The sequence below is a fragment of the Puia sp. P3 genome, assembly GCF_050632245.1.
Classification (GTDB): Bacteria; Bacteroidota; Bacteroidia; order Chitinophagales; family Chitinophagaceae; genus Puia.
Map to the genome: position 1 here is coordinate 2,622,065 of NZ_CP192583.1, position 12,491 is coordinate 2,634,555.

At 46.3% G+C, this 12,491-nt stretch carries 15 protein-coding genes and 3 pseudogenes; 7 read left to right on the forward strand and 11 right to left on the reverse strand.

The window, feature by feature from the left end; translation table 11 throughout:
- Positions 1 to 747: 747 nt before the first annotated feature.
- From ACQ86N_RS15775 to ACQ86N_RS15795, 5 genes and pseudogenes are all read left to right on the forward strand, one after another.
- Entirely contained in the window at positions 748 to 1,443 is a 696-nt protein-coding gene (locus tag ACQ86N_RS15775; protein ID WP_431215976.1) for a class I SAM-dependent methyltransferase, read from the forward strand.
- A gap of 27 nt (positions 1,444 to 1,470) precedes the next feature.
- Positions 1,471 to 2,247: a hypothetical protein gene (locus ACQ86N_RS15780; RefSeq protein ID WP_431215977.1), complete on the forward strand. Its 777-nt coding sequence runs from the start codon at positions 1,471 to 1,473 to the stop codon at positions 2,245 to 2,247.
- A gap of 91 nt (positions 2,248 to 2,338) precedes the next feature.
- Positions 2,339 to 2,635 (forward strand): annotated as a pseudogene (locus tag ACQ86N_RS15785) (glycosyltransferase); the annotation flags it as partial.
- Between the two features lie 299 nt (positions 2,636 to 2,934).
- The gene (locus tag ACQ86N_RS15790) at positions 2,935 to 4,512 is read left to right on the forward strand and encodes a glycosyltransferase (RefSeq protein WP_431215978.1); all 1,578 of its coding nucleotides are present in this window, start codon (positions 2,935 to 2,937) and stop codon (positions 4,510 to 4,512) included.
- A gap of 164 nt (positions 4,513 to 4,676) precedes the next feature.
- Positions 4,677 to 5,102 (forward strand): hypothetical protein, encoded by a 426-nt coding sequence (locus tag ACQ86N_RS15795; RefSeq protein WP_431215979.1) that lies wholly within the window; start codon positions 4,677 to 4,679, stop codon positions 5,100 to 5,102.
- Between the two features lie 92 nt (positions 5,103 to 5,194).
- Here the strand turns inward: ACQ86N_RS15795 and ACQ86N_RS15800 are convergent, their stop codons facing one another.
- Complete coding sequence (locus ACQ86N_RS15800; protein ID WP_431215980.1) at positions 5,195 to 5,560, reverse strand: DoxX family protein; 366 nt, start codon at positions 5,558 to 5,560, stop codon at positions 5,195 to 5,197.
- A gap of 131 nt (positions 5,561 to 5,691) precedes the next feature.
- Between ACQ86N_RS15800 and ACQ86N_RS15805 the strand changes: the two genes are divergently transcribed.
- The gene (locus ACQ86N_RS15805; RefSeq protein ID WP_431215981.1) at positions 5,692 to 6,057 is read left to right on the forward strand and encodes a winged helix-turn-helix transcriptional regulator; all 366 of its coding nucleotides are present in this window, start codon (positions 5,692 to 5,694) and stop codon (positions 6,055 to 6,057) included.
- Between the two features lie 360 nt (positions 6,058 to 6,417).
- Here ACQ86N_RS15805 and ACQ86N_RS15810 read toward each other — a convergent pair whose 3' ends face one another.
- The 10 genes and pseudogenes from ACQ86N_RS15810 to ACQ86N_RS15855 all read right to left on the reverse strand — a co-directional run bounded on the left by ACQ86N_RS15810 (position 6,418) and on the right by ACQ86N_RS15855 (position 11,847).
- Positions 6,418 to 6,906, reverse strand: coding sequence for a GNAT family N-acetyltransferase (locus ACQ86N_RS15810; protein WP_431215982.1), 489 nt, complete (start codon positions 6,904 to 6,906; stop codon positions 6,418 to 6,420).
- Positions 6,907 to 7,288: 382 nt separating this feature from the next.
- The gene (locus ACQ86N_RS15815) at positions 7,289 to 7,825 is read right to left on the reverse strand and encodes a metallophosphoesterase family protein (RefSeq protein WP_431215983.1); all 537 of its coding nucleotides are present in this window, start codon (positions 7,823 to 7,825) and stop codon (positions 7,289 to 7,291) included.
- Positions 7,822 to 8,076, reverse strand: a complete 255-nt coding sequence (locus ACQ86N_RS15820) for an aquaporin (protein WP_431215984.1) — start codon at positions 8,074 to 8,076, stop codon at positions 7,822 to 7,824. Before ACQ86N_RS15820 ends, ACQ86N_RS15815 begins: the two co-directional genes overlap by 4 nt.
- Positions 8,077 to 8,131: 55 nt before the next feature.
- Positions 8,132 to 8,470: pseudogene (locus tag ACQ86N_RS15825) on the reverse strand (MIP/aquaporin family protein); the annotation flags it as partial.
- Positions 8,471 to 8,577: 107 nt separating this feature from the next.
- Positions 8,578 to 9,332 (reverse strand): annotated as a pseudogene (locus ACQ86N_RS15830) (arsenite methyltransferase).
- A gap of 20 nt (positions 9,333 to 9,352) precedes the next feature.
- Positions 9,353 to 9,499, reverse strand: a complete 147-nt coding sequence (locus ACQ86N_RS15835; protein WP_431215985.1) for a hypothetical protein — start codon at positions 9,497 to 9,499, stop codon at positions 9,353 to 9,355.
- A 57-nt stretch (positions 9,500 to 9,556) separates the two neighbouring features.
- Entirely contained in the window at positions 9,557 to 10,030 is a 474-nt protein-coding gene (locus tag ACQ86N_RS15840) for an ArsR/SmtB family transcription factor (RefSeq protein ID WP_431215986.1), read from the reverse strand.
- 252 nt (positions 10,031 to 10,282) lie between these two features.
- The gene (locus ACQ86N_RS15845; RefSeq protein ID WP_431217435.1) at positions 10,283 to 10,648 is read right to left on the reverse strand and encodes a DUF7010 family protein; all 366 of its coding nucleotides are present in this window, start codon (positions 10,646 to 10,648) and stop codon (positions 10,283 to 10,285) included.
- On the reverse strand, positions 10,623 to 10,874 hold the full coding sequence (locus ACQ86N_RS15850) for a hypothetical protein (protein WP_431215987.1): 252 nt from the start codon (positions 10,872 to 10,874) through the stop codon (positions 10,623 to 10,625). The genes ACQ86N_RS15845 and ACQ86N_RS15850 overlap by 26 nt, the downstream gene beginning before the upstream one ends.
- A gap of 418 nt (positions 10,875 to 11,292) precedes the next feature.
- Positions 11,293 to 11,847 (reverse strand): hypothetical protein, encoded by a 555-nt coding sequence (locus tag ACQ86N_RS15855; protein WP_431215988.1) that lies wholly within the window; start codon positions 11,845 to 11,847, stop codon positions 11,293 to 11,295.
- Positions 11,848 to 11,899: 52 nt separating this feature from the next.
- Here ACQ86N_RS15855 and ACQ86N_RS15860 point away from each other — a divergent pair, with 52 nt between their 5' ends.
- Complete coding sequence (locus ACQ86N_RS15860; RefSeq protein ID WP_431215989.1) at positions 11,900 to 12,343, forward strand: hypothetical protein; 444 nt, start codon at positions 11,900 to 11,902, stop codon at positions 12,341 to 12,343.
- The last annotated feature ends 148 nt before the right edge of the window (positions 12,344 to 12,491 follow it).

Here is a 12,491-nt window from a genome sequence, read left to right on the forward strand (position 1 = left end):
GTCCACAGGCACCGGAGCCTCACCAAGGCCCAAGCTTGCAGGAAAGAATCGGCGGACTTGACTTCCCAAAGATATAGATGGTTGTCCCTGTCTGGTCGGTCAAATACCTCCGGAAGTATCGACGCAAACAATCCATCCCAGCAGGCCTTCTCCAGCTGCTCGCTGGCTGATAAATGGCAGCCCCGGTCTGAGTCATCCTTCCCGCAAAGCCCCTGCGATAAAAAGGTCGTGTCGGTGATCAGTAATACTTCCATTTGAGCATATTGGGTGTACATAAACGGAGGTTTTGAATTTTGAAACAGCGGTTACCAGTACAAAGATGGCTCCTTTTAAAAGCAATTTCCCGATTCGGAAGAGCGAAATATCGTCCTGTTCGCGGTAAATACTATGGAAACTACTACCAATACCTTAGTCGTAAATGGTTGTCTGTAAGGAAGCATAAATTTTCCTGACTTTTGCCGGCACAGTTCGCTCATGGCATTTCGGAGTGAGGCAGGATCCGACAGCTAACCGATAAGCCCCGGGCTGAAATAAAAGGCCCCGCCCACAGTTCCGGCGTGGCATCCTAATTGCATCCAATCGATAAATAACAGGCGTTTGCCTGGACTCTTCTCAATAACTATTTCAATCCTGGTTCCTGGTCGTCCGGCCTTTCCTACATCCTGACGGTCTGCTATCGGCCGCCCTGATGGGTATTTGGTAATGGCGGCAAGATCTCGATACTCCATAAATTTTATAGTATTCTCTGTGGAAAATCAACCTTCAGAAAAGATAAACTCTATTCGATATTGGGACCAACGGTTTTTTGCTGACTGGAAAGAGCAAAACGGTGTGGAACAGTCTCAATTTTTTGCCAGACTTGCCGTAGATAATTTTCCTGGCTGGTTTGCTCGTTACATTCAACTCAACCAGCCTTCTTTTTGCGATTGGGGCTGCGCCATGGGAAATGGCACGATGGTTTTGCATGACCTGTTATCACTGGAAAATATCACCGGTATTGATTTTTCCACGGTCGCCATAAAACAGGCGCGGTCAAGTTATCCCGCCGTTAGTTTTATTGCTGCCGATATTTTACAGGACGGAAATTTCCCTCAGTTTGACGTGCTTTTTTCTTCCAACACCCTTGAACATTTTGAAAACCCCTGGAGATCCTCGGAGAAACTGAGTTTTTTTGCCAAAAAATTCATCGTCTTACTAATTCCGTTTCAGGAATTTGACAGGCATACTGAGCATTTCTACACTTTTGAACCTGCCAATATACCTTCAACGATACGGGCTTCCTATTATTTAACCCATTTTTCAGTCGTTGACGCCACAGAATATTCGCCCAATTATTGGTATGGCCATCAGATCTTATTGATCTATTCGACACAGCCGGAGCTTGCCAGCCTTGGTCTCACGCTTGCCGGCGCCAACGATAAGAGTAATTCGTCCCAGTACTAAAAATAATTGAATACTAAACCTGAATCGATGTTTCACAAATTCAAATATCATCTGAAAGAAAGAGGGGTTCTGGGTACCGCCAAAAGATTTGTCGATTGCTGGCAGGTCAACGGATTCCGGTATACGTTCAAACAAATGTTCAAGGGATACGACAACCAAAGCTTTGCCTCGCATAATTTCCAAAAGGATTTGACCTACGGAAAAAAAGGGCGGGCAAAATTGGAGAATACATACGCAAAAGATATAGAGTCGCAGGACAAGTACTATACAAAATATAGAAAAGACCCGATAGATAGCAGGATGCTTGACCTGCTGAATATCCTGAAAAAAGAAAAAGGGGTCAGGGGCGTAGTGCTTTACCCCCTCAGCTACGATATATCGATCAAGCAGCGCCCCGAACATCTGTTAAAGGCGCTTGCCGAAGAAGGTTACTTATGTCTGATGATGCAAATTGCCGATTCGCATGATGTGTCCAAAGTGCAAAGGCTCTCTGACCGGCTGTATATAGTAGACCTTTTTGAAGAATGTCTCACCTGGTTTCGCGACAAAAAGCCGATCGTCTATATATCCTATCCTTTTTATAAGTACCTGATCAATTATTTTGAAGACGCCTGGTTTATCTATGATGTTCTGGACAACCTGAAGATCTTTTCCAACTACTGTGAGGCCATGGAGGAAGACAACGATTTTCTTCTTAAATATTCCGATCTGATCCTTTACTCCTCGCAGGCACTGTACGACCAAAATTCAACCCCCCAAAATTCTCTGCTGATCGAGAACGGCGTATGGCTCCGAGGATTTTGAGATTGATCATAATGATATTCCCGGGCAATTCCTGCTGAAAAGAAAACGGCCGGATGGTTTCTCGATCGGTTACCACGGGGCCGTCAGTGAATTGCTGGATTTCACGATTATCGAAGAAATACTGCAACTGAACAACGCTGACTTGTACATGATCGGACCTATCGCCAGTTTTTCCCCCGCCAAAGAAGCAGAGCTCCGGTCGACGGTCGACCGGCTAAAAAAATACAGAAACTTTCACCTGCTGGGATTTGTTCCTTACAACGAGCTCAAATACTATTTATATCAGTTTGATTTTTGCATTATCCCCTTTAAGATCAATGAAGCGACCGACGCGGTAAGCCCTTTGAAACTATTTGAGTACTTCGCCTGCCGAAAACCCGTTGTTGCCACACCGACAAAAACGCTTTTGAAGTATAAGGATGCGATAAATCTATACGGGAAAGAGGAGATGGTCCGCTTTTTTAATAATTCACCCGTTCCCTCGATCGACGAGTCGAAATATAGGCAGCTTTCCATCAGCAATCGCTGGGAAACACTCGTTGCTCCCCTGATTTCAAAACTTAATGATCGCTCCGATGCCGATCGGAAAGCTCCGGCCCTGATAAAGAAGAGAACCGTCGATATTGTCAACGTGAGTTTTTTGACTGGGACGGCGAGGTCCTGTATAAGGGAGGCGCCGAACGCTATGTGCACGACCTGGCGAAAATATGTGAGGCCAAGGGACTGGAGGTCAGGATACTCCAAAATGCCAATTCGTTCTTCCTCAGGAATTTCGACAATATTCCGGTCGTCGGACTGCCGGGCAGGACCGGTCACGACCTGGAGAAAATGTCTGAAAGATATGACGTCTACTGCAAACAATCCCACCTGATCATTGCATCTCCGCTGGATCTTGCCTGCAACCTGCACTATTCTTCCAACTGTATCGGTATCAATCATGGAATATACTGGGATGACAAATATACCAGCGTAGCGAAGTACGACATCAACAAGTATAAGAGAATATTCAGAGCGCAAAAGAATTGCACAAAATCGATTTGCGTTGACACAAATTTTATTAATTGGCTCAGGACCTACGACTGGGAATTGGCTTCAAAATGCGAGTACGTTCCCAACTATGTGGACAGGAGACAATTCTCAGCCGTTGAAAAGGAATTTGATGGCAAGCTGACCGTCATATATCCGCGTCGACTATACGAAGCAAGGGGGCTCTATATTACCATAGAAGCATTCGCCTCTCTGCTACCCAAATATCCCGACCTGAATCTGCACTTTGTCGGACAGGCCGTCGGCGATGATGCCATAGCCACACGTCTATTTATCAGTCAGTTCAAATCTCAGGTATCCTGGTATGAGCTGGATATGGAAAAGATGGACCAGGCCTTTCGTCAAAGCCATATAGCCTTGATCCCAACCAAATACGCCGAAGGGACCTCCCTGTCCTGCCTCGAGGCGATGGCCACCAACAACGGCGTGATTGCGACGAACATAGGCGGGCTGCCGAATTTGATCCTGAACAACTTTAACGGTATGCTCATTAACCCCGAGGTCGCGAGCCTTACAAATGCAGTCGAACGGCTGATAAACGACCGGCAACTATTAAAGACACTCGCTTCCAATGCTTTGTTGACCGCTGATGCATTCCGAAAGGAACAAGTGGGATTTGAAATGGGATTCCGTCATCGAAGAAAGTTTAATTACTATCTAGTAAAACACCATGCTGGAAACCAAAAAATGCAACCGCTAATTTCGATCATATTGCCAACCTTCAACGGCTCCCGGTACCTGAAAAGTTCAATCGAGAGCTGCCTGAACCAGTCTTACCCTAACTTCGAGCTGATCCTCGTCGACGACTGCTCTACGGATGACACCGCTTCTATTATTGAGCAGTATTCGCGGTCTGACTCCCGGGTCAGAGCGATCCACAACGAGGTCAATCTGAATTTGCCTTCATCGCTGAATAAAGGGTTTGCGATCGCAAAGGGCGGGTATTTTACGTGGACCTCCGACGACAACCTCTTTGGGAAGAACGCTTTAGAGGTGTTGCTGGACAAAATTCAGACAGAAGGGGCCGATATTATTTACTCATCGTATTACGTTATTAATGACACCGGTGGCCGCCTCGATAAATTGGGAGGACCTCCGGAAGAGATAATATTCAAAAGCATTGTCGGCGCCTGCTTTCTTTATAAAAGATCGGTGCATGAACAGCTGGGGGATACGACACATCCAAATTCAGACTGGAAGACCTGGACTTTTGGCTAAGGGCATTTGCAAAATTCAGGATCCACTATATCGATCGTCCGGATCTTTACTCATACCGGAAACACAAGAACTCCCTAACCTGGGCTATTCACTCCGATTTCGACAAATTCAACGAGTACAGGAAGAACCATGTTGAATCGTATAAAAGATTCTTCAACGAGGGCGTGGAAGCCGGTCTGTCCGATGAGGAACTTGACCTGCATCTGGAATTGTATTTTGAGGATATCGTTAAGAATAAGAACTGGGACTTCGGCCTCACGGAAAAAGTACTCAAATATGTCAGGCTTCTCGACAGGCTGTGCTTGCTCAACTGGGAATCGGTCGGACTACGCCAGTGCCTGGTGCAAAAGATAATCGAGGAGAAAAGGGATAGAATGATCGGCCTCATTCTGAATGACCTTTTAGTTGCCAACAAATTGTTGCTCAAGGAAAATCCCAAACTGGCCAAACACCTTAATGGGCCTATCTCATGGTATTATAAGGAATATGAAGTACTCCCTTTGTGGTTCCAAAGACTCGGTCACGTGATAAAAATATTACAGAGTAACCGCAGCTGGCGCTCGATATTTACCAACAATACAAATCTGTAGGATCGGTGGAAGGCGCATGACGTCCTGGTGCATCCGCCGGGCTGCAAGCTTTTCATAATATCGCTCCAGATGTCGATTTTCATTTTCTCCTCCTATTGTTTTGCATAATTCAATTTCCGGAAATAGTAATAAGATACACCGAGTATTGCAAACGGGATCAGCGGTGCCATACCTTTTGCGGCACCATCGGCGAGCCAATGTGCGAGGCTTGCGGAAAGCAGTAATATTCCGAAAGCGACAAATGCCCATTCTTTAAACATCCTTGGGACGGCCGGGATGAGGATAATTACCGCACCGACGATCTTACAGATGTCCAATTCAAGATTGAAATAAGCAGGGAAGCTAAGTCTGTGTATGGTTTCGACTAAGTATGCCCGCGGGGCAAAATAGGATGGAAGCACGATCAAAACCATTCCGATAACAGTAATTATCCAATAGATCCTTTTTTCTTTCTGCATGGGTCAAATATTTACGGCACAAAATTATTTTAAACTAACTTTACAATTGTTATCTGTTACCCTTTAGAAACTGGTTTCCTTTAGGAAATCAAGTGGTTTTTGATAAAGCGATTACAGTAATTTCGAATTATATGAATGCAAAAAAGCCAGCCCCGCAAGCACCTGATTGTAAGGAGCAATTACTTGCGATAAAGGATACGATGATCTTGTTATCGGGAAAATGGAAAATTCAGATTATTGGATGGCTCCTGCTATTTGGTAAGGTGCGTTTTATGGATATGCTGCGTGGGATAGAAGGTATTGCTGCTAAAATGCTCTCTAAAGAGTTACAGGAACTTGAGCAAAATGCAATAGTGGCCCGAAGGGTGATGCCTACGAAACCGATAACTGTGGAATACGAGCTAACGGAACATGGCAAGACTTTAAGCGGGGTAATTGACGCCATTTCGACCTGGGGAGTCACGCATCGAAAATTCCTGTTTAAAAAAGGAAGGTGATCAGGTCATCTATTTTGCGCCATCGGACACTATCATGGGTGGGAGTCAGATCGCCGTCCAATCCATTCGGCTTTTGCTTTTTCCATGTCTCTGATGAACTGGGGATTACGATACCAATCAGCCAATAAATGCCATCCAATTACCCGGGACGCTTCATTGTCACTAGGGTAATGTATACCCATTAGTTCCCTTGACCAGCGGACTTCTTCCGCGCGTTGCAAAAATCTGCGCGGTGAGCCGGTATGATCTCACTGAATATATAGGCTTCTGTAATCGACCAGAGCGAGTGACCGCTGGCGAAAGACGGCGAATGAATGCGGTCCAGCGGCTGAAGCCGCAACCATAATTTTTCAACGGAGGTCATAGCCCAATGGTTTCGCTTCTTTTTTCCAATAATATCGTGTCACGCCAGCGGTCCCCCATCTTACCAATTTTCTCCCGTTTACCTACCTGCCGGAAGCCAGCGCCTTCATGGAGACGGATACTCGCCGTATTTTCAGGAAAGATTCCCGCCTGAAGGGTCCAAATGCCGTTGGCTTCGCTTGCTGTGACCAGAGCCTCCAGCAAAGTTTTTCCGATGCCCTTACCGCGCTGATCCCAGGCAACATAAACGCTGACCTCCGCCACCCCTGCATAAACACAACGCCCGGAAACGGGAGTAAGCGCAGCCCCATCCCGCCACTGTCTGACCTTCGAGCGCGACAAGACGGCTATGTGCCGGTGGGACTTATCCCAATCCTCCCAGCTAGGGGCGCTGGTCTGGAAACTAGCGTTTCCCGTAGCCAAACCTTCTTCGTAAATGGCTTTCACAGCAGGCCAGTGTTCGGATGACAAAGGTTGAATTTTCATGTTCATGAAGTTACGAATTAAACCCGCTTAATAGGCTTTGCGGAGCATATCAGCAAATTCTGCGGGCAGGGGGCTGTTAATAGCATGAAGTCAGCTTCGGGCTTGTTTTCCAGCAGATATTCATCAATGGTCATGAGTGCATATTATTTAGCGATTCGTAGGGCTTCGGCGTAGGCATTCGGCAACGGACTGTCTTCGACAGCTTTAGCTGCCTTTTCAAAATCGTACTCAAAACGCACAAATTCTGACCTGAATACTGTCCTTTTGGGTGGCGTTGCTGTCCTCTTTGATAGTAAGCAGGACATAACAGCCGCGCCGGTCGCCATCCTTGGGCTTTCCAACCGAGCCTATATTAATGGCATGGCGGTAATGCGGCTGGGCTTCAGGTGAAGACGGGAGTATCCGATGGTAAGCGCTTATGGGTATGACCAAAACACATGATATCCGCATCTGCGTCCTGCATGATCCGCAGCAGGCTTTTCTCTTCCCGGTCCTCAAACAGATATTCGTTGATGCGGCGGGGACTGCCATGGACCAACAGGAGGTTGAGCTTATCGTTATTCAGTTGAAACTCGACCTTGATGTGGGCAGGAAGGGTTCGGAGGTAAGCACGTTCCTGATCCTTAACGATCTGGTTGGTGAAGGCGATAGAGACCGCTCCATTAGCTTTCTCGTCGTCTGTTTTATAGGCGCAGCCGCAGTCATCGCTGATGCGGCCGATACCAAAATCATAGTTTCCGGCGATTGTGGGAATACCGCGACGACGGATTTCGTTGATGACTTCGTTGGGCCAGATATTATAGCCGACCAGATCGCCAAGACAATAAATGGCGTCAGGCTTTTGGGTTTCGACGCTGGCAAAAAAGGCTTCGAGGGCAGGGAGGTTGGCGTGTATGTCTGAAAAGAGCGCTATTTTCATTTTTTGTTGTTTAGATATTTCCAGGTGGGTATGGCAATGGCCGCGCCTGCAACAGGCGCAACAAGATAAACCCAAAGATACTCAAGATGACCCGATACGACTGCTGGAGCCAGGGATCGGGCGGGATTCATGGATGCGCCACAGATCGGCCCGGCAAACATCGCTTCCAGCAGCACTACCGACCCTATGGCTATACCCGCAAATAGACCCTGTTCCTTTGGACCGGTTGATACACCCATAATCACCAGCATCAGAAAAGAAAGTGAGAATCACTTCCAGGACAAAGGACTGCATAGCTGATCCTGCCGGGAGGGTAGCGCCAAGAAGGTCGTCAGAAGGAAACAGGAGCCGGAGCGTCAGGCTGGCCAAAAGGGCACCAACCAACTGGCTGGCAATATAGGGAACAAGGGATTTTGCCGGCAACCTCCCCGCCAGGGCGAAAGCAATACTAACAGCAGGGTTCAGATGCGCACCCGAAATCTCTCCAAGACCATAGATCACAGACATGACGACGAGCCCGAAAGTGATGGCGACGCCTACATGTGTAACCGCACCTCCTGTTTGGGTGTCAATGACCACAGCCCCCGTACCACAAAAGACCAGCGCGAATGTTCCTATTATTTCTGAGACGGACTTTCTTAACATTTACCGATTTTGGGGGTTAGGAGCAGCAGTCGGGGCCGCAGCAGGTTTTGGCTTCTTTCGGTTTTTCGGCATAGACCGTAACGCTGTAGATCCCGGTGCCAGATTGTTTAAAAGGCGGTCATCTGTTCCGCGCTCAGGTATTGGGAGAGGATGTCGTCAGGGATGATGATGGGCTTTTCTTTCTGGATAGTGACATTGACAAAACCAGTGACATCGATCAATTCCAGATAGGCCTGCTTCTGAATGGCTCCGGATACGCACCCTGCATACATCTCGGCAGCCTGCTGGATATTTCCGGGCAGGGTACCTTCCAATACTACGTCGCTGATGCTAAAGTGTCCACCGGGCTTGAGCACGCGGAATATTTCCTGAAAACACCGTATTTATTAGGAACAAGGTTGAGCACACAATTGGAAACAATGACGTCGGCCACGTTCGAGGTGATTGGCATCTTTTCAATATCGCCTTGCCGGAACTCGACATTGTTGAGGCCCAGCTTTTCGGCGTTGGCGCGGGCTTTGTCGATCATTGCAGGAGTAAAGTCGATCCCGATAACCTTGCCGGACTCGCCAGTCTCATTGCGGGCGATAAAACAGTCATTGCCTGCACCGGACCCAAGATCGACTACAACGTCGCCTTTCTCGATTTTTGCGAATTGGGTGGGCAGTCCGCAGCCGAGCCCCAGGTCTGCTTCGGGATTGTAACCTTCAAGATGGCTATAATCGTCGGTCATGATATTTGCGGTCTCGATAGAGCAACACCTGGAACCACAGCAGGACGCTTGGTTAGTGTCCTTATCCTGAAGGGCGATGGCGCTGTATTTTTCGCGCACAAGTGCTTTGATTTCTTCTGTTGTTTGCATGGTAGTAATTTTTAGTATGTTCAACAATCTATTTGTTCTGCGGGCTCAAGACCGGCACTTTCCACCTCAAAAATATCGGCAGCATACTTTTTAAGGAAGGCTTCGGCCATCTGGCTGCGAGCGGAGTTGTGGATGCAGACAAAGAGTAGCTTGTGTTTGTCAGACATGGCTATGTTAATTTAGATATTGCTATATTGCGATGAATCAAGGCAAAAAAAGCACCCTTAACAGCAGCTGTCCGGCCCTTTATAGGCAGCGAATAGAGCACCAATTTCTTTTTGGTACAGCGCCCAGGTCTTAGGTTCAATGCAGTAGCAAACGCTCGTCCCCTCAATAGTACCTTGAATGAGACCGGCAGTCTTCAGCTCTTTCAAATGTTGAGATATTGTCGGCTGCGCCAGCCCGAGAACCTCGACTAAATCCCCGTTTATGCAGGCATCGGTTTTTATCAGATGTTGCACGATGGCGATACGGGCAGGATGGGCCAGGGCCTTCATCATAGCGGCCAGCTTGTTCTGCTTATCTGTGAATATTTCCGATTTGGTTAACCCCATTTGGTATTGTTTCATTGCAATATTACGATAATTTCTATTAGAAAACCCTATTCTGGGGATTTTTTTCTTTTTCCATAATTCTGTGTGCTCGGTAGCTTCACGCTGACCTGCATTCTTACCCCATTCTAAGTATAATACACTCAATGTCGAGAGCTAGACCTGCAATACCCTGCAAAATGGCTAACAATTCAGCCTTAAAGAAATAAATCAAGGGGTCTCCGTTGGATTTGAGTCAAATCTTTGTGATGTACAAACCTTGAAATGGCTGTTGAAAATGGCTATTATCAGGCGGGATAAATGTTATCCCTTCGGCCGCGGGAGATATCAGTTGCCTACCTCTCGGAATGTTCGAGGGTATGCTTCTTCATTTTTAAGCCCTTGCCTGAAATTCGGCGCTTAAACTCCCTTTTTACGAACCATGATTCCAAAACCATCGGCCACGGCCCCGGCAGCACAACCATAGGCTACAAAGGTGTTGATTCTTTCAATGGTGATCATGCTGCGATTTGTCAACAAATAACCGGTAACGGCGACCGCGCAAATCCACATTCCCAATATGTAATAGGAATTATGACGAGTAATCCTGGCAAGGGGAAGAAAATGTAGTCCTGCAATGAGGGCAAAAGAAGGAATTAGCCAATCCTCACGCTGTATTTTTAGCAATATCATCCATGTAGCCATGATGGCAATTCCTTCGAAAATGAAAATAAGGGCAAAGAGTAATCCTCGTTTTTTTTCAAAGATATTGCCAGTATAAGAAATCCGAAGCTTCGGCTGTCATCAGGCAGATTTTCCTCGAGCTCGATACAGTTTTATGGAATAGACAGCTAGCCATACAACCATTATCAGTATCGAACATCGCGGCCGCGGCATAATCCTTAAAATCCAATGAATACTCTCCGATCAGCACCAGTGCCATAGCAAAGAGAATCATATGGAAGAGCTCTCCCCGAAGGCCTTCAACGTCCCATTGGGTCAGTGTTTTCATGTCTGGCGTTTTAGGGGTTCAACTGACTTTCCTGTCGATTGAATCCTGATAGAAATGTATGTAAAGTATAAAATTGGCGGTTGTTCCTTAAGCTTCCTTCGCCTTTTTTTAAGATTTAACAGAGTTTCGAAAGCAATTAAAATTCAAAATGCGCGCCGCCTCCGCTAAAGTTCGGACCAACTTGAATCCGAATTTTGCCCCGCTTGCAAGACGCCTTTCCAACTTCTACTTAAAGCAGCCAATTTATAGATTGGAAAAAAATGACCGGCTGTGATAATTGATTAAAGATTAGTTAACTTTTGGTCATATCGAATGCCTCTGGTTAGACATAAAATCCTTCTGATCGTTTTTAATTGATTCTTTTGCCGCCGGCCTGGCGCTTTTTGGGAATCAGCTTTCAAGCGAGTTCTATTCGCACTCAGGAAGGTTCTTTTTTATTCATACGAACATCGGAAAAAGCCCGGCTTTCTGCTTCGGAGCTACGCGGCAAATCCCGGCCAGAAATTGTAAGGTCTGTTTTTCGATCGAAAAACGATATTTTTGAACCCGTGCTGGCGACTTTGTCCCCCGGCAATTTTTTCTCCTCAGCCAAACCTAAGCGGGTCATTCCACAGTATATTTCCTTAGTCCAGAGCCTTGTAGGACGTCGTAGCAAGGTGGCAGTATCAACTGTTGCCGGATTCGTCGGAGAGGCGATCTGACTCTGAGGGGAGTCGTTTTCATTAACCAATCTCATGACGTCTGTCGCGCTGAGGAATAGTTCCTGCTTAGATTGGTCCCAGTGTTGCTTTGCTTTTAGTTGCTCATTTGAGCCTCTTTCAAAGTCCCAGAACCTGGCTTCCGTGGAAGAACAGTGAAACGTCAGCTCATGGTTCCCTTGATCGGTAACATATTTTGAAGCACCGCAGATGCGGCATTTGAATTGTTGATTTTCTTTAAGTCGGTCTACAAATTTTGAAAGCGCAATATTCATACGTTTTATTTATACAGGAGAGATGATTTCAAATATATCAAATGGGAAAGTCATGAAGGTCATTTTCTTTTGGCGTTGCCACGAACAAAAAGGAGGGTTTGCTGCTAAAAGGTTTAATCGGGCAACAGTCTCAGCGTCGCAGGGTGCGTTTTTGCCAATATTATTTGTGGGTTTTTCGGGCGGTACTTTCCTGCGCAAAGGTTGTTCTGGTGGACAGACTTTGGTTGTAATGTCGTTTTTGTTTGAGTTTCATATGTCGACTATTGGTGGCGTAAGATCGACAAGTTCCCATTTCAAAATTATAAACGATCAGGTTGAATGTTTGTTAATGATCGTTAAATGGAAATTAAAGTCGCCGATATTAGAGGAGGCTGGGAGAGAATGGGAAGGTAATTTAACAAACTTTCGAAAAATTGCCGAGCGTTTTAACCCTGAAAAATTCGAATTTTTGTTTCAAGTTTATAACTTGGGCTTTTATCAGGTATTTACAATATGATAATCCCCGTCTTTTTAGGCGGGGGATCTTTATGACTGTTATTCTGAAATTCCCTTTTCTCTCTTAGATCGCCATACATTTCCTTTTGTCTTCTATAAAATCTACGATGTACTTCGTCTCCGCTTCTTTCCCATTTCTTTATTCTGGC

Coding starts and splice junctions, on each gene's coding strand:
- ACQ86N_RS15820 (WP_431215984.1), bottom strand. CDS start 8,076: ATGCTGGTGATTATGGGTGTATCAACCGGTCCAAAGGAACAGGGTCTA.
- ACQ86N_RS15860 (WP_431215989.1), top strand. CDS start 11,900: ATGAAGGTCATTTTCTTTTGGCGTTGCCACGAACAAAAAGGAGGGTTT.
- ACQ86N_RS15835 (WP_431215985.1), bottom strand. CDS start 9,499: ATGTCTGACAAACACAAGCTACTCTTTGTCTGCATCCACAACTCCGCT.
- ACQ86N_RS15815 (WP_431215983.1), bottom strand. CDS start 7,825: ATGAAAATAGCGCTCTTTTCAGACATACACGCCAACCTCCCTGCCCTC.
- ACQ86N_RS15855 (WP_431215988.1), bottom strand. CDS start 11,847: ATGAATATTGCGCTTTCAAAATTTGTAGACCGACTTAAAGAAAATCAA.
- ACQ86N_RS15780 (WP_431215977.1), top strand. CDS start 1,471: ATGTTTCACAAATTCAAATATCATCTGAAAGAAAGAGGGGTTCTGGGT.
- ACQ86N_RS15800 (WP_431215980.1), bottom strand. CDS start 5,560: ATGCAGAAAGAAAAAAGGATCTATTGGATAATTACTGTTATCGGAATG.
- ACQ86N_RS15850 (WP_431215987.1), bottom strand. CDS start 10,874: ATGAAAACACTGACCCAATGGGACGTTGAAGGCCTTCGGGGAGAGCTC.
- ACQ86N_RS15805 (WP_431215981.1), top strand. CDS start 5,692: ATGAATGCAAAAAAGCCAGCCCCGCAAGCACCTGATTGTAAGGAGCAA.
- ACQ86N_RS15810 (WP_431215982.1), bottom strand. CDS start 6,906: ATGAAAATTCAACCTTTGTCATCCGAACACTGGCCTGCTGTGAAAGCC.